Consider the following 18472-nt stretch of genomic DNA (forward strand, 5'->3'; position numbering starts at 1 on the left):
CTTACTAACTTTTTGCTGATGTAGGTTGTTCAAAATAGGTTGAGCGTTTTTCAATGCGCGATATAACCTTTTGGCTAAAAATTGAGATGATTAGATAAATAATCATAGCAACGAAATACCATACAAATGGTTGGTTGGTTCGCGCAATAATGGTTTTAGTTTGCATCATTAAATCATCTATTGCGATTGCTGAAACTAGTGCAGTGTCTTTTAACAAAATTAACCACTGATTACTTAATCCTGGTAAAGCATGACGCCACATTTGCGGCATGATAATGCGAAAGAACGTGCGTAATTTACTTAATCCAAGTACTTGAGCTGCTTGTTTTTGTCCATTAGAAATTGCTTTAAATGCACCGCGTAAAGTTTGAGAGGCATAAACAGCATATAGAAGTGAAAGTGCAGCAACACCACATAAAAAAGGACTAATATTAAAATTTTGAATGTCTAATTGTATCGTCAACGAGGTAAAATGAAAATCAATAGTAAAGCCATCATTTAATAATATTAATAATAATGGTAATCCGTTATAAATGGCTACTACAATTAATAATTCGGGCAGTGCACGAATTGTTAAATTGAATAAGGACATTGTCCATGCAACGGGTTTGAATGGAACAGATTCTAATATTGAGAAAATTAAAGCGAAAATAATTCCAATGATTAATGATACAAAGGCTAATGATAACGTGATACCTGTCGCTTGTATAAGCGGCAAAATATATCCATCCATTGAGGATGAAATCCATATCATTTCATTTACAAAAAAATCAAGCATAGAAAAACCAAAATTAAATTAAAAAATAAATTCGCCGCAAGATACTGCGGCGAGGTGACCATTGTAAGATTTCTCTAAAAATAACGTTTATTTATTAAACCATTTTTTGTAGATAGCATCTAACTCTCCACTTGCTTTTAGTTTATCTATTGCTTGATCAAATTGGTTAAGTAATTTTTCATTACCTTTGCGGATAGCAATGCCTAAACCTTCACCAAAATAGTCGTGATCAGTGATTTTATCGCTTAAAGAAACTATATCTGCCTCTTTTCCTAGCCATTCACTAGCTACAATTGAGCTTGACACTATCGCATCAATTCTTTTCGCTTTTAAATCTAAAATAGCGTACTGATAACTATCATAACTAATCGCTTTCATATCTGGATATTTATCGCTTAAATATTTAGGATAGGTCGTTCCTTTTTGGTAACCAACACGTTTACCTTTTAGTTGATCAAGGCTAGTTAATGTATCTTTCAATGTAACAAATTGGATTGAACTATCGTCATAATAAATTTTAGTAAAATCAACTTGCTTTTTACGTTCGGGCGTAATATCGATTCCAGCTATAGCGGCATCAATTCGACGAGTTTTTAAACTAGGAATTAAGCCATCAAATGATTGATTGACAATTTTGCAAGAGACTTTTATTTCATCACAAATTTTATTTATCACATCAATATCAAAACCAATGATTTCATTTTTTTCATTAGTAAATTCAAAAGGCGCATAAGTTGCTTCTGTGCCGATTGTTAAAGTATCTGCTGCTTGAGCTGCAAACGCTGTTCCTGCAAGACAAATGGCTAGTAACGTTTTTTTCATATATCCACCTAATTTTATTTTCATTAATGTGATAAATAAGCTTTAAACTCTTCGGATTTAGGATGAGCAAAGCATTCAAGTTGTCCTTGCTCAATAATTTTACCTTGTTCCATATAAATGACTTGTGAAGCAACTTTGCGTGCAAAATCGACTTCATGTGTAACGATAATTTGTGTAATACCTGTTTGAGAAAGCTCATTAATAATTTCAGCAACTTGTGATGTGATAGCTGGATCTAATGCTGCCGTTGGTTCGTCAAATAATAATATTTGTGGTTCCATCATTAATGCTCTTGCTATAGCCACACGTTGCTGTTGTCCGCCTGAAAGGTGAAGAGGGTAACGCTCGGCCATATCATCAATTTGCAGCCTTTTTAAAATAGCTATTGCTTTGTCACTAGCTTCTTTTTTAGATAGCTTTAATACATGGCAAGGTGCTTCGATCAAATTTTCTAACACAGTTAAATGTGGCCATAAGTTATAGTTTTGAAAAACCATGCCTACATTTTTGCGAAGAAGTCGAATTGTTGACTCACTGATTTTTTCAGAAAAATCAAAATGCGTGTTAGCAATAGTCATCTGCCCTGACGCTGGTATTTCAAGTAAATTAAATACTTTTAATAAAGAGCTTTTACCTGCTCCACTTTGACCAAGTAATACAATGGTTTCTCCAAGCGGATAGCAGAGTGAAATATCATTTAAGGCCTGATGTTTACCATAAAAACAGTTAATATGGTTTAATTCAATATTCATTGTTAGTTATACGTTTTGCTTGACTCTAAATTTGATTAAATATTACTTTTTTTTGCATAAAAATGCAATCTAATTTATTAGACTATCGTTTTTTTGCTATGTTTTTATGCTTAAACACCGAATTACCTGAAATTTTTTGACAAGATTTTTATAATTAAGGATGCTTATTGAGCATTAGTTAGAATAGGGAGCACAGGGCCAAGGTATTTAGGCTCTTTTTTTAGAACATAAAGATCAATAAAAGCACTAACACGAGCAAACATTTCACGGATACGGATTAATTTCATACTTTTAGGAGAGGGCACAGCAAAACACTGTGCTTGTATATCTTGTGCAAGAGCAATAAAAATAGCTCGCTCACAATGAAACTCTTGAGTGATAATAGTAAAATCATTTGCAATAAATACTTTATTCGCACGAACCACTGAATCAAATGTTCTAAAGCCTGCATAATCTAAAACAATGGAATCACTAGGAATACCAGCTTTTATCAAATCCTTCTTCATAGTGATTGGTTCGTTATAACTCACAAGGGCGTTATCACCACTTAATAATAGATAATCGATTTTGTTTTGCCAATAAAGATCAATTGCTCCATCAATACGATTACGGTAAAAATCATTTAAACCACCTCCTCGAACATATTTGGATGTGCCAAGTACAACACCAATGGCTCGATAGGGAAGTTTATTTTCATCATGATAAATATAAGGGGCCGTTTTATAGCTGATCCAAAAATCTAAACTGACAATTGCAACCATTGATAACAGGACAAAACTAGAAAAACAAGCAAGAAGCCTTTTTAATTTCATGCTAAAACCAGTTAAAAATAAACACCATTATTGGAAATAAAAAAGGCGCTGTCAATGATGTTATAATACCACATAATACTAAAGATAAAGAGCTATATGCCCCTTCATTGTAATCTACTTCAATGCAACGAGCTGTGCCAACCGCATGTGAAACTGCACCGATTGATAAGCCTCTGGCTGGTGCTGATTTTATTTTTATTAAATTCAATATCTGATGCCCAAAAATGCCACCCAATATGCCAACGAATATTACGCATAATGCAGCTATAGATGGGATTCCACCTTGATTACTCGCAACAGTTACAGCAATGGCAGTAGTAACAGATTTAGGTAATACAGAAGCAGCAATTTCAGCATTTCCACCTAACCAAAAAACAATGCACACTCCAGTTATCATAGATGCAAGTGATGCGGTAAAAGTAATAATCATTATTGATTTCCACCGCGCTTTAATTTGTGGAATAAGCTCATATAAAGGATAGGCTAGAGCTACAACTGAATAAGGTAATAAATCATTAATGATGCGCACGTTACTAACGTATTGTATATAGCTTGTATTGGTTATTAGCAAAAGTGGAATTAATACTATGACAGAAATCACTAAAGGATTAAATAGTGGATTTTTTATTTTAAATGATATTCTTCGAATAATGAGAAAAACACAAATCGTTAATGGTAGCATCCATATCATGGCTGATTTTCCTCATCTTGTGGTGATATCATTGAATTATTTGGGGCTACTTTATGACAGTATTCCGTTAAAAAAGCACTTAAAATTAATATGATAAGAGAGCTACCTACACAGCCAAATATAATCGGTACCCAATTTTGCATTAAAAGTGAATAATTATCCATAATTCCCATTGCAGCAGGAATGAAAAGTAATGTCATGTAACGCATGAAAAGATTGCAACTATTTTTGATCCAACAGGTGGGAATTAGCTGAAATGTAAGCAATAAAAATAGAATCAACAAACCAATAATACTGCCGGGAATCATTATAGGTAATATTTTAGAAATAATCTTTCCTACCCATAGGCAGAGAGTTAATATGACTAATCCTCGACTATAACTAAATAGTGTATAATACAAAGAATATAGTCGATGTTTGATAGTGGCGTGCTTAGCTAGAAAATGTTTCATAACATAAATGCTATTAGTCTTAATTTTAAATTATGATCATTATGCCTGTGGTTACGCGACATAATTTTATTTGTTTATATAATACCCCCGACAAAATTAATTACCAACTAAATAATAGCAATAATGATAAAGTTGTTTAATTATAGCGAGTTTTTCTTGCTGGTGAATATAATTTTCTGCAAGTTGTTCTAATGTCAATAAATAATCTTCGATTTTTTGGGTATTAAACTTGTCACGACAATAATCCTGCCAAATAATCAGCTCATGTTCTGTTAAAGTTTGCGGGTAATTTCGCGCTTTATATCTAAAAAATAACGTTGCTAAACGAGGATCATCAAACGTTAATGATAAACTATCTAATAAATGGACTGGCGTGGTTCGAATTATTTCACAGCGTAATTTATCTTGGTTATTAAAAAATTTTCCATAAATTTGAGTGTCAACATCTGAACGAATAGCATTAACAGAACTGTTGTCATCGATATTGAATAGTGCCTGCATTTTATTTTGTAATAATTTGTGATTTTGTAATAGCTTTTGCTGGTTGATTAAGCATTGTTCTATATCAATATTAAATCTTTTAGCATTTTCAGATAATAAGGTTTTTAATGGTGCAAGAATAGGACATTTATTGGTATGAACCAATTTTAAAGGCACTCGCGACTCACCCAATTGTAGATCTTCAGTTTTGGTGTACAGTTTTTCTTTTATTTCCTCAACGGATAGATTGATTAAGAGATCAATATCTCCTGTTAAATCACAAATAACAGCGGAATGATTTTGTACTGGATGCCAAATTATAGGCGCAACTAAAGATAGATTACCTCGATGGCTACCTAACATGCCTGATACGTGAACCAGTGGCGTCATATTCACCACATCAATAAGCTCAGCTACTTTATTCTTTTTACGTAATGAGAAAAAATAATTGAACAGTTTAGGTTGTTTTTCTTTTATTAATTTAGCCATTGCAATAGTTGCATAAACATCCGACATCGCATCATGAGCTTGTTCATGCTTAATGTTGTTCGCTTCTGTCAAATGTTGTAAACGAAAGCTTGGTAGACCTTCATCATTTATTGGCCAATTAATTCCTTCTGGTCTTAGCGCATAACAAGCTCGAACTACATCCAGCAGATCCCATCTTGAATTGCCGTTTTGCCAACAATAAGCATAAGGATCATAAAAATTACGATATAAAATATTGCGAGTTACTTCATCATCAAAACGAATATTATTATAGCCCAGAATACAAGTATTAGACTCACTAAATGCTTGATGAATTAGGCGAGTAAATTCTGCTTCACAAATCCCTTTTTGATTTGCTTCTTGAGGTGTAATTCCGGTGATTAATACAGCCTCTGGATTTGGCAGATAGTCTTGAGCTTGACAGCAATATATAACTAAGGGCTCTTCAATGATATTAAAATCTTCATCAGTTCGAACTCCAGCAAATTGGGCTGGGCGATCTAATGCAGGATGAGTTCCAAAAGTTTCATAATCGTGAAAGTAAAAAGTTAGTTGTTCAGAGCAGTATTTCATTGCGTAGTTTTACTCGTATTTGTTTTTGTTACATTCAATTATTTGATTGTTTTTTAATGTAAGAAAATAAAATGGCGTTAGATTATATAAAACTAAAACCAGTATCAGTTAAGCTTTACTTAGAAGGCTTAAACCAATTAATATTGCTGAATAAACATAAGAATACCACAAAATTAGGTTTGCATTTTAATTTTTCAAAGGAGGGTAACAAAGTGTTATGAAAATTAACTTGTCACAAGTGCTGTTCTTATAAGGCCTTGCTAGAAAGTTAAATTTTGACAAGGCATTATTTTGTTTATTTTTAACTTAATTGGTAGGAGCACTTTCGATAATAGCTGCTAATTTTTGAAGTGTTAGTCTTAATAACTTTGGCATAGTATCTAATTCGATTGAGTCCATTAGGTTTTTAACATAAAGTCCTAACTCAGTATCACCTTCAACAATCAAACGACGTTGAAAAAATAGAGTATCGGGATCTTGTCGTCGGGTGGCTATCATAATTAAATCATTAGCATTGCCAATAAAACTCACGTCAGCAATTTCTTCTCGACTTACCACAAGTTTATTATCAATGAGACTTACAAACCAAATAAGCTCTAGATCAGTCACTTGAATTTTAAGCCATCGATTTTCTAAAAAGTCGAGCTCACCATCTTCAAGAGCATGCTCAAATTGTAGTTGTAATAATTGTTCTATGGCTTGCTTTTTAACATTAAAAGGTATGCATCTTAAGGTAAGCCCCAAAACATGGGGCGCTTTATTAACAAACTGTGAGTGAATTTTGTTTAAAATTTGGCTTTTCGCTTCAATCATTTATGCATCTCCAGAAATCATTTTTTCATAAATATCTAAATCAGTATTCAGATGTTCAAATGTTTCTTCACTCACCTCATTACGAATTTTCATTTGTAGCAAAGCTGTGCGCTCTGCACCAATTGCAACGAGACGCATACGCCTCTCTAAGTTTTCTGCCTCAAGCGCTTTTTGCTCTAAATCTTTAAGACCTGTTCGACGTCTTAACGAACCAATAACACGAGAACCAATTTCATGAATAATTTCTTGATCTAAACCAGCTTCAGATGTTTCTTGCAATAAATTATTTTGCATTTTTTCAAGACTGATAATTGCTTCTTCGGCCATTTGACCTTTGACTGTTAAAATTTCATTTTGTTGTTCAGAATTGTCTAAAATTACACTACCTCGTAACAAGATAGGTAATATTATTACTGCTACGATCAATGAAATTAAAATGATACCTGTTGCAATAAAAACAAGTTGATAACGACCACTAATTGTCATTGGAATAGATAATACACCTGCTAGGGTAATGGCTCCTCGAACGCCTGCAAATGTCGAAATCAAAAGATCTCTCGTTGAGTATGCTCTAAATGCAAGTGGGCGTTTGTTTCCAAATGGCATAGTCGGCATATGTTTCATACCCCATAACCAAGCAAATCGAGTTCCCATCAATACAGCAAAAACAAATAAAACAATTAAACATAATTGCCATACCTCAATTGATTTATCAATTTGATTTTCGGCAAAAGTATTATTCAAAATGCTTGGTAACTGAATACCTAATAAAACAAATACAAATCCATTAAATACAAAGGTTAACATTGACCATGTGCTATCTGATTGTAAACGTGCAGTTAAAGGAGCATTTCGCATCATACCAGAGTGGTTAACTGTCATGCCAGCACTTACTGCTGCTAAAATGCCAGAACAATGGCATTCTTCTGCCATAATATAAGCGGCAAATGGCAGTAAGAATAATAATACAATTTGAATTGCAGGATCATTATGAGTCAGCTTATTTATTTTACGTAAAATACGTGCGTATAACCAAGTAAATAAAACACCAATAGCCAATCCACCAATAGCAACAGTAAAAAATTTCACGCTAACATCAAAGATGCTAAATACCGCATCACCAACAGCAATAGCAATAGCAAATTTTAACGATACCAAGCCCGAAGCATCATTCATTAACGCTTCACCTTCAATGATTTCCATTTTTTCTTTTTCAATGCGCCCTTTACCGACAATACCACTTAATGCTACGGCATCAGTTGGTGATAAAACTGCCGCTAATGCAAATGTTGCAGCTAACTCAATTCCTTGCGGTAACATCCAATAAAGTAAATAGCCAACAGCGACAATGGTAATTACAACTAAAACTAGTGCTAGCCCTACAATTTCCCTAACATTGTATACAAAATCTTTTACTGATGTTTTACGGCCATCAGCAAATAGTAATGGTGGAATGAATAAAACAAGAAATAATTCTGGGTCAAATTTTACATAAACACCAAAGGCAGCCAAAATGCAACCTAATAATATTTGCATTAGTGGTAGCGGAATTTGAATTGGCAACATTTTAACAACGACACCAGAAAGTGATACAATTAACACTAGAAGTAAAATTACTGAAAAAAGTTCCATAGTTCGTCTTTTATTTATCCTATAATCCTATTGTTTGTATTGATTATATCGGATCTTTAGTTAAATTTCAGGTGAAAATTTCATGGAATTATTTAAATTTTGGTCAGATATAATTATTAATTAAAAAACAGTGATATAATTAACAGGTCTTTTCGATGGAAAGTTGGCAAAGAGCATTTATACTACATACTCGTTCTTATAGTGAAAGCAGTGTATTAGCCGATCTGTTTGTCGAAAATGTTGGAAAGATTACTGTGTTAGCCAAAGGAGCAAGAAGGAAGAGTTCTGCACTGAAAGGCATGTTGCAACCTTTTACTCCACTCATAGTGCAATATTCAGGTCAAGGTGAAATAAAAACATTGAGACAAGTTGAAGCTATGTCTCTGGCATTGCCGTTGGTATCTGTTTTCTTATATAGTGGATTTTATTTAAATGAACTATTACATCGAGTTTTAGTTGCAGAAATGGAAATGCCAACTCTTTTTGATGATTATCTAAAAAGCTTGCAACAATTAGCCCAGCAGGTCCCTGCAGAACATGTGCTGCGAGATTTTGAATTATCATTATTAGAAAATTTAGGGTATCACGTTGATTTTTTTCACTGCTATGTAACTAGCGATGATATTGTTGAGTCGATGCATTATCAATATCAACCAGAAAAAGGTTTTATCAGCAGTTTATTACAAAATAGTTCCGGTTTTACTGGTGAACAAGTTTTGGCTTTAGGGAAACGTCAATTTAATAATGAAGATACACTAAGAGCAGCTAAACGTTTTACCAGAATAGCGTTGAGACCTTATGTAGGATCAAAACCTTTTAAAAGCAGAGAACTATTTTTAAAAATTTAGTTTTGCTAATTTGAGGCTTGATTGTAATAGATTTTTAAATTTTTTTTGATGCTCGATTAAGTAATATATCAAGTTGATTAGAAAATCTTTCTCGGTTTTTGTTGGAAAACGTAGCTGGTCCTTTCGTCTGTATTCCGCTAGCTCGCATCGTCTCCATAAAATCTCGCATAGTTAATCGTTCTTTAATTGTATCAAGTGTGTATTGTTCTCCTCGTGGCGTGAGTACTAAAGCACCTTTATTTAAAACCTCTGATGCAAGTGGAATGTCAGAGGTAATGACTAAATCATTTTTTTTAACTAACTCAACAATTTTATTGTCTGCAACATCAAATCCTTTTTCAACTTGCAAGCTTTTGATATAAGGCGAGGAAGGGGGATATAATCGCTGATTAGCAATTAAAACAACATTAATTGCTTTCCTGTTAGCTACTCGATATAAAATCTCTTTAATTGGGTTTGGGCATGCATCAGCATCAATCCAAATGTTCATAACCAGTATGTCTATATTATAAAATATCAATTGCAAGCAATTATAGCTGTTATTAGGAAAAAACTTCTATTCATTTTTTGTGAAAATATTTTAGGTAAACCAGCTGTTTATTCTATTTTATGAATTTACTTATATTGATATAAACTAATTCTTTCTATTTAAAATCTTGATGATAAGTGGTAGTATATCGGACCAATTTATTTATGTACGCAAGTGCGCTTTCGTGTGGCGCACCACTGTTATAAGGATTTATTATGCCAATTATTACTCTTCCTGATGGAAGTCAACGCCAATTTGATAAACCCGTTACTGTTTTAGAAGTTGCACAAAGTATTGGTGCAGGGCTGGCAAAAGCTTGTATAGCTGGACGTGTAAATGGTGAGCGTAAAGATGCCTCTGATATTATTGAGCAAGATGCAACATTAGCCATCATTACCACTAAAGACGAAGATGGACTTGAAATTATTCGTCATTCTTGTGCACATTTATTAGGTCATGCGATTAAGCAATTATGGCCTGATACACAAATGGCAATCGGTCCAACAATTGATAATGGCTTTTATTATGACGTTGATTTAGATCACTCACTAACACAGGAAGATCTTGATGCATTAGAAAAACGCATGCATGAATTGGCTAAAAAAGATTATGAAGTAAAAAAAGAAGTCGTTAGTTGGGAACAAGCTAGAGAAGTATTTTGGGAGCGACGTGAACCCTATAAAATTGCTATCTTAGATGAGAATATCCCTAAAGATTCAAAACCAGCACTTTATCATCACGAAGAATATATTGATATGTGTCGTGGACCACATGTACCTAATATGCGTTTTTGCCACCATTTTAAATTGCAAAAAGTTGCAGGTGCTTATTGGCGTGGTAACAGTGACAATAAAATGTTACAACGTATTTATGGAACAGCATGGGCAGACAAAAAACAGCTCGATAGCTATTTACAATTTTTAGAAGAAGCGGCTAAACGTGATCACCGTAAAATAGGTAAACAACTTGATCTTTATCATATGCAAGAAGAAGCGCCCGGTATGGTGTTTTGGCATAATGATGGATGGATTATCTTCCGTGAACTTGAAGTTTTTGTTCGCACTAAATTGAAAGAGTATGATTATCAAGAAGTAAAAGGTCCATTTATGATGGATCGTGTTTTATGGGAAAAAACGGGGCATTGGGGTAATTATAAAGAGTTGATGTTTGTCACTTCATCTGAAAATCGTGAATATTGTATTAAACCAATGAACTGTCCAGGGCACGTACAGATTTTTAATCAAGGTTTAAAATCTTATCGTGATTTACCATTACGTATGGCGGAATTTGGTAGTTGTCATCGAAACGAGCCATCTGGATCTTTACACGGATTGATGCGTGTTCGAGGTTTTACTCAAGATGATGCGCATATTTTTTGTACTGAAAGTCAAATTCGCAGTGAAGTTAATAACTGTATCAAAATGGTTTACGATACTTATAGTACTTTCGGTTTTACAGATATTACTGTTAAGTTATCCACTCGTCCAGAAAAACGAATCGGTAAAGATGAAACGTGGGATCTTGCTGAAAAAGATTTGGCCGGATGTTTAACTGAAAATGGCATTGATTTTGAATACCTACCAGGTGAGGGTGCCTTTTATGGACCAAAAATCGAATTTACTCTACATGACTGTTTAGGGCGTGCATGGCAATGTGGTACTGTTCAACTAGACTTTATGCTACCGGAACGTTTAGACGCAACTTATGTTGGCGAAGATAACGAACGTCATGTTCCTGTTATGATTCATAGAGCTATTTTAGGTTCAATGGAGCGTTTTATGGGAATCTTAACTGAAAACTGTGCAGGATTCTTCCCAACATGGCTTGCTCCATTGCAAGTTGCGGTAATTAATATTACCGATAATCAAGCTGAATATGCAAAACAATTAACCGCGCAACTACAAAAAGTTGGCATTAGAGCAAAAGCGGACTTGAGAAATGAGAAAATAGGGTTTAAAATCCGTGAACATACTCTAAAACGTGTTCCTTATATGTTTGTTTGTGGAGACAAAGAAATGGAATCAGGAACAATTTCAGTTCGAACTCGCCAAGGTAAAGATCTTGGTAGCTTTGAAGTGAAACATGTTATAGAATTGTTGCTTAACGAAATTCATAGTCGTTCATTAGAACAAATGGATTAATGATAAATTAATTTGGAGGAATGAGATATTAAAGTCAGTAAACGAATTCAGTCAACACGAGCACATAAGATCAACGATGAAATTACCGCTCGCGAGGTGAGATTAACCGGCGTCGATGGTGAGCAGCTCGGTATAGTAAGCTTAGATGAAGCATTAAAACAAGCTGAAGAGGCAACTTTAGATTTAGTTGAAATAAGCCCTAATGCAGAGCCACCTGTTTGTCGAATTATGGATTATGGCAAGTTCCTCTATGAAAAGAGCAAAGCAACAAAAGAACAGAAAAAAAAGCAAAAGGTTGTTCAGGTTAAGGAAATTAAGTTCCGACCTGGTACAGACGAAGGCGACTATCAGGTAAAACTCCGCAGCCTGATTCGCTTTCTTGAAGATGGCGATAAAGCTAAAGTCACATTACGTTTTCGTGGTCGTGAAATGGCTCACCAACAGTTAGGTTCTGAAATGCTCGATCGTATTAAAGAAGACTTAGCTGATTTGGCGATCATTGAGTCTTATCCAACTAAGATTGAAGGTCGACAAATGATTATGGTGCTTGCGCCGAAGAAAAAATAATGGTTCAACAAGCTAGTTTTTAGTATCATTGAAAATTACACCATTATTTTGTTTTTATTAACAATGCGAAGTGGAAATTAATAAAATGCCTAAAATTAAAACTGTAAAAGGCGCAGCAAAGCGCTTTAAAAAAACAGCTTCTGGTGGCTTTAAGCATAAGCAAGCTAACAAAAGCCATATCCTAACTAAAAAATCAACTAAACGTAAACGCCATTTACGTGGTTTGACTACTGTGTCAAAAGGCGATTTAGGTTTAGTTACTGCGTGTGTTCCATACGCTTAATTTTGGTTAATTATTTAGAGGATATAGTTTATGGCTCGTGTTAAACGTGGTGTTATTGCTCGTGCACGTCACAAGAAAATTTTAAAACAAGCAAAAGGTTATTATGGTGCTCGTTCACGTGTATATCGTGTTGCTTTCCAAGCTGTAATTAAAGCTGGACAATATGCTTACCGTGACCGTCGTCAACGTAAACGCCAATTCCGTCAATTATGGATTGTTCGTATTAATGCTGCAGCTCGTCAATGTGGTCTTTCTTATAGCCGTTTTATCAATGGTTTAAAGAAAGCATCAATTGAAATCGATCGTAAGATCCTTGCTGACATTGCCGTATTTGACAAAAATGCATTTGCTGCATTAGTTGAAAAAGCAAAAGCAGCACTATAATAACTTGATAAAAGCCGAGTTATCTCGGCTTTTATCATTCTAACTTTCATATTTTTGAAGAGTAAATTAATTATGAACATAGTTATTTTTCGTTTCTTTTTTGGTTTCTGTTGCAATATAAATTTATGAGGCAAAGAAAAGACGAAAAATGATTATAAAAGCCTCAAAAAGAGGCTTTTTTTATGCAATGAACAATAAGCAGGAGAACTGTATGTCTCAATTAGTTGAACTGGTGAATAATGCCAAATCCGCTATTGAAAGTGCTAATGATATTAATTCGATCGAACAAATTCGAGTGGAATATTTTGGAAAAAAAGGCTATTTTACCATGCAGATGGCTTCTTTACGTGATGTTCCTGCCGATGAGCGTCCAGCTGTCGGTCAAAAAATCAATGAGGCAAAGCAAGAAGTAGTTGAAATATTAAATCAAAAGCGCAATTTTTTAGAACGACAGGCGCTTGATGCAAAACTAGCCAATGAAACAATTGATATTACGTTGCCAGGTAAATCACTTGAATTAGGTGGATTACATCCAGTCACAAAAACAATTAATCGACTAGTTGAATTTTTTGGTGAACTGGGTTTTGTTGTTGAAACTGGCCCAGAAATAGAAGATGACTACCATAATTTTGATGCTTTAAATATTCCGTCTCATCACCCAGCCCGTGCAGATCACGATACATTTTGGTTTGACGCAAAATGTTTATTACGAACCCAAACTTCGACAGTGCAAATTCGTACTATGGAAAACCAAAAACCACCAATCCGAATCATCGCACCGGGAAGAACCTATCGCAATGATTACGATCAGACTCATACGCCTATGTTTCACCAAATGGAAGGTTTGCTCGTTGATAAAGATATCAGCTTTACACATTTAAAAGGGTTATTACATGATTTTCTTCATTGCTTTTTTGAAGATAATATGGAAATTCGTTTTAGACCAGCTTACTTTCCATTTACAGAACCTTCAGCTGAAGTTGATATTAAAGCTAAAAACGGTAAATGGCTAGAAGTGTTAGGTTGTGGAATGGTACATCCTAATGTATTACGTAATGTGGGTATAGATCCTGAAATCTATAGTGGTTTTGCTTTTGGTATGGGAATAGAGCGATTAACCATGCTGCGTTACGGTGTCACTGATTTGCGTTCTTTCTTTGAAAATGATTTACGTTTTTTAAAGCAATTTAATTAATTCTGGAGATCAAAACATGAAATTTAGTGAAAATTGGCTACGTGAATGGATCAATCCAGAAATTAGTAGCGAAACGTTAGCTAATCAATTAACAATGGCTGGTTTAGAGGTCGATGATATAGAAAAAGTAGCGGGTGATTTCACTGGAGTAGTTGTTGGTAAAGTTGTTGAATGTATGCAACATCCGAATGCAGATAAACTTCGTGTTACAAAAGTTGATATTGGTAAAGCAGAATTACTTGATATAGTTTGTGGTGCGCCAAATTGTCGACAAGGTTTAACTGTTGCCTGCGCTACTGTGGGGGCAGTATTACCGGGAGATTTTAAAATAAAATCAGCTAAGTTACGAGGAGAACTATCAGAAGGCATGTTGTGCTCTTATTCAGAGCTAGGAATTTCTGATGACCATAATGGTATTATTGAATTACCTGATGATGCGCCTTTGGGGCAAGATATTCGGGAATATTTAAATCTTAACGATGTCATAATTGACATCAGCGTAACACCTAATCGTGCTGATTGCTTTGGTATTATTGGTATTGCGAGAGATCTTTCAGCGGTTAACAATATTCCAATGCAAGAGCTTAAAGTCGACAATATACCAGCAACAATTACTGATACAGTATCAATCAAAATAGATGAGCCGAAAGCATCTCCTCGTTATTTGGGACGAGTAATTAAAAATATTAACGTTAATGTTACAACACCACTATGGATGAAAGAAAAACTACGCCGTGGTGGAATTCGTTCAATTGATGCTGTTGTAGATATAACTAATTTTGTATTATTAGAACTAGGCCACCCAATGCATGCATTCGATTTAAAACAGATCGAAAATGGCATAGTTGTTCGTTATGCTAACAAAGATGAAAAACTTGTTTTACTTAATGGTAACGAAGTCAAACTTAACGATAAAACCTTAGTGATTGCCGATCACAAAAAAGTCTTAGCGTTAGCTGGGATTATGGGCGGTGAAAAATCAGGTGTAACACAAACAACCAAAGATGTATTTCTTGAATCTGCATTTTTTAATCCATTAGTAATCACTGGAAAAGCTCGTGAATATGGTTTACATACAGAAGCGTCACATCGTTATGAACGTGGAGTTGATCCTTCATTACAATTTATTGCAATGGAACGAGCCAGCCAATTATTAATTGATATTTGTGGTGGAGAAGCTGGTCCAATTATTGATGTAACGCACAAAGATGAACTTCCAGTACAAGCAACTATCCAGTTACGTCGCAATAAAATTGATCGTATTATTGGTAATGTAATCGAAACACAAAAGATCACTGATATTTTAGTTAAACTCGGTTGTGAAGTTGAATACAAAGACAATGTTTGGATTGTAAAATCGCCAAGTTGGCGTTTTGATTTACAAATTGAAGAAGATTTAGTTGAAGAAGTGGCTCGCATTTATGGATATAACAATATCCCAAATGCTAATCTGAAGATTGAATCAATAATGAAACCAAAACCAGAAGGTCAAATATCATTACGAAGAGTAAAAGACTTATTGGTTGATAAAGGGTATCAAGAAGCAGTTACATATAGCTTTGTTGATCCAAAAGTTCAGCAAATTCTTCATCCTGCGCAGCCGGCAATCAAGCTACCTAACCCTATTTCAAGTGAAATGTCAGTTATGCGTTTATCACTTTGGTCTGGGTTATTGGATGCAGTACGATATAACCAAAATCGTCAGCAAGCACGTATTCGATTATTTGAAACAGGTTTGCGTTTTATCCCTGATGAAAAATGTGAATTTGGTGTACGTCAAGAACTAATGTTATCTGGTATTGTTACTGGTAATTTGTATGAAGAGCACTGGCTGCTTCCTAAAAAAAATGTGGATTTTTATGATATTAAAGGTGATCTTGAGTCAATTTTTTCTCTGTTAGGTTGTTCTGGTAAAGTGCAGTTTGAAAAGTCTCAGCTTTCAGCTTTACATCCAGGACAAAGTGCAGCGATTTATTTAAACGATGAGTTAATAGGCTATTTGGGCGTCTTACATCCAGAAATTGAAAAAAAATTATCTTTAAATAGTAAAACGCTTGTTTTTGAAATAAATTTAGCTAAAATTAGTGAAAAAAAGGCACCTGTTGCTCAAGAATTATCCAAATATCCATCAAATAAACGAGATATTGCTATTATTGTGTCAAACACAATACCAGCAGCGGATATTATTTCAGAGTGTAAAAAAGCAGGCGGCGAGCAACTTATTAAAGTTAATCTTTTTGATGTGTATCAAGGTGAAAATATCGAAGAAAATCAAAAAAGCCTTGCTATCAGTTTGATTTTGCAAGATAAATCACGTACACTTGAAGAAGAAGACATAACTAACATTGTAAGCAAGTGTGTCACTGCTTTACAAAATCGTTTTAAAGCCCTATTAAGAGAATAATAATATGACATTAACTAAAGCTGATATTGCAGATCGTCTTGCCGAAAAATTTAACATTGATCGACAAGAATCTAAAGTCCTTGTAGAACTTTTTTTTGAAGAGATTCGAGTGGCTTTGGAAAAAGGAGAACCAGTTAAATTATCTGGTTTTGGTAATTTCACTGTACGTGATAAAAACTCACGCCCAGGTCGAAATCCAAAAACAGGTGAAAGCGTTGATATCTCAGCTCGCCGAGTTGTTACATTTAGACCAGGTATTAAATTCAGAGAACGTGTAGAAAAAAATTTAGTTATCTAAACTCTAAGTTTATATACTGCTTTTGTTTTATAATAGCCTTTTTTTCGATAAAAACGTTAGAAAGGCTAGTTTATTTTTATAAAAATAGTTGTATTAATTCCTGAAATAAAGCATAATACTACCACTTCTATGGAGGCTCTGTGGGTCCTCTTGCAACATTTTTTTGCTCATCTGGTCAGATTCGGAAGGAAGCAGCCAAAGTGAAAAACATGTGTGCAGGATGAGGCTGATAGGGTCTCCTCCAAGGCAAATTTTATAATAAATTTATCTATTTTTTGGGAATTATGAATAGAATTAGGTGTGTAAAAAAGCAGAGTTAGTTTATAATTTGTAATATCTGGAAATAGGTAACTTATTGATGAAAAAGGAAATTTATTTTGAAGTCACCATCCCTCCTTCCAATAGCATTAGCAATGATTTTAAGTGGATGCACGATTTTACCGCATTCAGGACCAAACTTTTCCTCTATAAAAAATATAAATGAACAACATACTGAATTAGATGAAATTTATAATAAAGTCAAAATTGTCAATTTAAATGCCTCACCCGATTCTATAAAAGAAAGCACAAAAAATTTACAGAACTTCACAAGTTTTATAAACAAAACAAATAACCAAGCTAGAATAGCAGATTATATTGGTAAAGGTGATAGTCTAAAAATCTCTATAATTGAAACACCCCCTGCAATACTATTCACTGGCTCAAGTGATACCGGAGCGCCAAAAACGGGGCTAACTGAATTACCTATCGTTGTTGTTGATTCTTTAGGCTTTATTTCTTTGCCATTTGTTGGAGAATTAGAAGTAATTAATAAAACCCCAATACAGGTACAAAAAGAAATAATTGAAAAGTTATCTGGTATTGCAAATAGACCACAAGTAATTGTCTCTGTTTTAGAAAAACGGTCAGCAGACGTCATAGTTATTGGTGATAAATTTAGTGGTAAAATGATAATAACAGCTAAAGGTGAGCAACTACTAGATGCAGTTACCATGTTAGGTAGTAATATGTATGATATTAAAGATACGCTAATACAGATTACTAGAAATAATAAAGTTAATGAAATACCACTAAGCTTGGTATTATCTAATCCTAAATTTAATATACAACTCCAAAAAAATGATGTGATTACGTTGATTAATAAACCTAATTCTTTCATTTCTATGGGCGCAATTGGTGCAACAAAAGAAGTTCGATTTGAAGCTGTTGGAATTAATTTGTCTCAAGCATTAGCACGTATTGGTGGTTTACGAGATAATCTATCCGATGCTAGAGGTGTATTTGTATTTAGATACCAAGATACATTGTCAGCTGATAACAAAAAAGAGCTAATCCCAACAATTTATCAAATAGATTTGAATAATCCTAACTCTCTATTCATAATGAAGAATTTTCAAGTTGAGAATAATGATATTGTTTATGTTGCTTCTGCACCAATCATAGAACTACAAAAATTCTTATATGCAATTTTCTCACCAGGTATTGGAGTTGTTAATCAAGTTAGTCAGATTAGTGAGTAATTTTACTAG

At 34.1% G+C, this 18472-nt stretch carries 18 protein-coding genes, 1 other RNA gene and 1 pseudogene; 10 read left to right on the forward strand and 10 right to left on the reverse strand.

Translation table 11 applies throughout. The annotated features are described in order from the left end of the window. Positions 1 to 4: 4 nt before the first annotated feature. The 9 genes and pseudogenes from artQ to A9G23_RS09305 form a co-directional block, all read right to left on the reverse strand. A complete protein-coding gene (gene artQ / locus A9G23_RS09265; RefSeq protein ID WP_065587340.1) occupies positions 5 to 733 on the reverse strand; it encodes an arginine ABC transporter permease ArtQ in 729 nt (242 codons plus the stop codon). Between the two features lie 132 nt (positions 734 to 865). Further along, positions 866 to 1600 (reverse strand): transporter substrate-binding domain-containing protein, encoded by a 735-nt coding sequence (locus A9G23_RS09270; RefSeq protein WP_065587341.1) that lies wholly within the window; start codon positions 1598 to 1600, stop codon positions 866 to 868. 23 nt (positions 1601 to 1623) lie between these two features. Further along, positions 1624 to 2352 (reverse strand): arginine ABC transporter ATP-binding protein ArtP, encoded by a 729-nt coding sequence (gene artP / locus A9G23_RS09275; protein WP_065587342.1) that lies wholly within the window; start codon positions 2350 to 2352, stop codon positions 1624 to 1626. A gap of 182 nt (positions 2353 to 2534) precedes the next feature. Further along, a pseudogene (locus A9G23_RS09280) lies at positions 2535 to 3164 on the reverse strand (ElyC/SanA/YdcF family protein); the annotation flags it as partial. Position 3165: 1 nt separating this feature from the next. Continuing rightward, a complete protein-coding gene (locus A9G23_RS09285; RefSeq protein ID WP_065587343.1) occupies positions 3166 to 3855 on the reverse strand; it encodes a CidB/LrgB family autolysis modulator in 690 nt (229 codons plus the stop codon). After that, on the reverse strand, positions 3852 to 4307 hold the full coding sequence (locus A9G23_RS09290) for a CidA/LrgA family protein (protein ID WP_081297021.1): 456 nt from the start codon (positions 4305 to 4307) through the stop codon (positions 3852 to 3854). The genes A9G23_RS09285 and A9G23_RS09290 overlap by 4 nt, the downstream gene beginning before the upstream one ends. A 96-nt stretch (positions 4308 to 4403) precedes the next feature. After that, positions 4404 to 5849, reverse strand: coding sequence for an exodeoxyribonuclease I (gene sbcB / locus A9G23_RS09295; RefSeq protein WP_065587344.1), 1446 nt, complete (start codon positions 5847 to 5849; stop codon positions 4404 to 4406). A 306-nt stretch (positions 5850 to 6155) separates the two neighbouring features. After that, a complete protein-coding gene (ubiT, locus tag A9G23_RS09300) occupies positions 6156 to 6641 on the reverse strand; it encodes a ubiquinone anaerobic biosynthesis accessory factor UbiT (protein WP_141670044.1) in 486 nt (161 codons plus the stop codon). Between the two features lie 21 nt (positions 6642 to 6662). Next, positions 6663 to 8294, reverse strand: a complete 1632-nt coding sequence (locus A9G23_RS09305; RefSeq protein ID WP_065587346.1) for a Na+/H+ antiporter — start codon at positions 8292 to 8294, stop codon at positions 6663 to 6665. 155 nt (positions 8295 to 8449) lie between these two features. On the opposite strand from A9G23_RS09305, the gene recO reads away from it, so the two are divergent. Further along, a complete protein-coding gene (gene recO, locus A9G23_RS09310; RefSeq protein WP_065587347.1) occupies positions 8450 to 9142 on the forward strand; it encodes a DNA repair protein RecO in 693 nt (230 codons plus the stop codon). A gap of 34 nt (positions 9143 to 9176) precedes the next feature. Here the strand turns inward: recO and A9G23_RS09315 are convergent, their stop codons facing one another. Continuing rightward, complete coding sequence (locus A9G23_RS09315; RefSeq protein ID WP_065587348.1) at positions 9177 to 9632, reverse strand: YaiI/YqxD family protein; 456 nt, start codon at positions 9630 to 9632, stop codon at positions 9177 to 9179. Positions 9633 to 9886: 254 nt separating this feature from the next. Between A9G23_RS09315 and thrS the strand changes: the two genes are divergently transcribed. From thrS to A9G23_RS09360, 9 genes are all read left to right on the forward strand, one after another. Next, complete coding sequence (gene thrS / locus A9G23_RS09320; protein WP_065587349.1) at positions 9887 to 11812, forward strand: threonine--tRNA ligase; 1926 nt, start codon at positions 9887 to 9889, stop codon at positions 11810 to 11812. A gap of 27 nt (positions 11813 to 11839) precedes the next feature. Continuing rightward, positions 11840 to 12379: a translation initiation factor IF-3 gene (gene infC, locus A9G23_RS09325; protein ID WP_065587350.1), complete on the forward strand. Its 540-nt coding sequence runs from the start codon at positions 11840 to 11842 to the stop codon at positions 12377 to 12379. A gap of 85 nt (positions 12380 to 12464) precedes the next feature. Further along, on the forward strand, positions 12465 to 12662 hold the full coding sequence (gene rpmI, locus A9G23_RS09330; RefSeq protein WP_034945602.1) for a 50S ribosomal protein L35: 198 nt from the start codon (positions 12465 to 12467) through the stop codon (positions 12660 to 12662). A gap of 30 nt (positions 12663 to 12692) precedes the next feature. Continuing rightward, positions 12693 to 13046 (forward strand): 50S ribosomal protein L20, encoded by a 354-nt coding sequence (rplT, locus tag A9G23_RS09335; protein ID WP_024496189.1) that lies wholly within the window; start codon positions 12693 to 12695, stop codon positions 13044 to 13046. A 211-nt stretch (positions 13047 to 13257) separates the two neighbouring features. Then, positions 13258 to 14241, forward strand: a complete 984-nt coding sequence (gene pheS / locus A9G23_RS09340) for a phenylalanine--tRNA ligase subunit alpha (protein WP_065587351.1) — start codon at positions 13258 to 13260, stop codon at positions 14239 to 14241. Between the two features lie 16 nt (positions 14242 to 14257). Then, the gene (gene pheT, locus A9G23_RS09345) at positions 14258 to 16645 is read left to right on the forward strand and encodes a phenylalanine--tRNA ligase subunit beta (RefSeq protein WP_065587352.1); all 2388 of its coding nucleotides are present in this window, start codon (positions 14258 to 14260) and stop codon (positions 16643 to 16645) included. Positions 16646 to 16649: 4 nt separating this feature from the next. Next, positions 16650 to 16943, forward strand: a complete 294-nt coding sequence (locus A9G23_RS09350; protein ID WP_065587353.1) for an integration host factor subunit alpha — start codon at positions 16650 to 16652, stop codon at positions 16941 to 16943. A 139-nt stretch (positions 16944 to 17082) separates the two neighbouring features. Further along, positions 17083 to 17178, forward strand: an RNA gene (ffs, locus tag A9G23_RS09355) — signal recognition particle sRNA small type. Positions 17179 to 17320: 142 nt separating this feature from the next. After that, on the forward strand, positions 17321 to 18463 hold the full coding sequence (locus tag A9G23_RS09360; RefSeq protein WP_141670042.1) for a polysaccharide biosynthesis/export family protein: 1143 nt from the start codon (positions 17321 to 17323) through the stop codon (positions 18461 to 18463). Positions 18464 to 18472: the final 9 nt, after the last annotated feature.

The organism is Gilliamella sp. App4-10 (assembly GCF_001690495.1).
Taxonomy (GTDB): domain Bacteria; phylum Pseudomonadota; class Gammaproteobacteria; order Enterobacterales; family Orbaceae; genus Gilliamella; species Gilliamella apicola_G.

Excerpts from the sequence above, each read along its gene's own strand:
- artQ (WP_065587340.1), bottom strand. The coding sequence starts at position 733 with ATGGATGGATATATTTTGCCGCTTATACAAGCGACAGGTATCACGTTA.
- A9G23_RS09270 (WP_065587341.1), bottom strand. The coding sequence starts at position 1,600 with ATGAAAAAAACGTTACTAGCCATTTGTCTTGCAGGAACAGCGTTTGCA.
- artP (WP_065587342.1), bottom strand. The coding sequence starts at position 2,352 with ATGAATATTGAATTAAACCATATTAACTGTTTTTATGGTAAACATCAG.
- A9G23_RS09285 (WP_065587343.1), bottom strand. The coding sequence starts at position 3,855 with ATGATATGGATGCTACCATTAACGATTTGTGTTTTTCTCATTATTCGA.
- A9G23_RS09290 (WP_081297021.1), bottom strand. The coding sequence starts at position 4,307 with ATGAAACATTTTCTAGCTAAGCACGCCACTATCAAACATCGACTATAT.
- sbcB (WP_065587344.1), bottom strand. The coding sequence starts at position 5,849 with ATGAAATACTGCTCTGAACAACTAACTTTTTACTTTCACGATTATGAA.
- A9G23_RS09305 (WP_065587346.1), bottom strand. The coding sequence starts at position 8,294 with ATGGAACTTTTTTCAGTAATTTTACTTCTAGTGTTAATTGTATCACTT.
- recO (WP_065587347.1), top strand. The coding sequence starts at position 8,450 with ATGGAAAGTTGGCAAAGAGCATTTATACTACATACTCGTTCTTATAGT.
- A9G23_RS09315 (WP_065587348.1), bottom strand. The coding sequence starts at position 9,632 with ATGAACATTTGGATTGATGCTGATGCATGCCCAAACCCAATTAAAGAG.
- thrS (WP_065587349.1), top strand. The coding sequence starts at position 9,887 with ATGCCAATTATTACTCTTCCTGATGGAAGTCAACGCCAATTTGATAAA.
- rpmI (WP_034945602.1), top strand. The coding sequence starts at position 12,465 with ATGCCTAAAATTAAAACTGTAAAAGGCGCAGCAAAGCGCTTTAAAAAA.
- rplT (WP_024496189.1), top strand. The coding sequence starts at position 12,693 with ATGGCTCGTGTTAAACGTGGTGTTATTGCTCGTGCACGTCACAAGAAA.
- pheS (WP_065587351.1), top strand. The coding sequence starts at position 13,258 with ATGTCTCAATTAGTTGAACTGGTGAATAATGCCAAATCCGCTATTGAA.
- pheT (WP_065587352.1), top strand. The coding sequence starts at position 14,258 with ATGAAATTTAGTGAAAATTGGCTACGTGAATGGATCAATCCAGAAATT.
- A9G23_RS09350 (WP_065587353.1), top strand. The coding sequence starts at position 16,650 with ATGACATTAACTAAAGCTGATATTGCAGATCGTCTTGCCGAAAAATTT.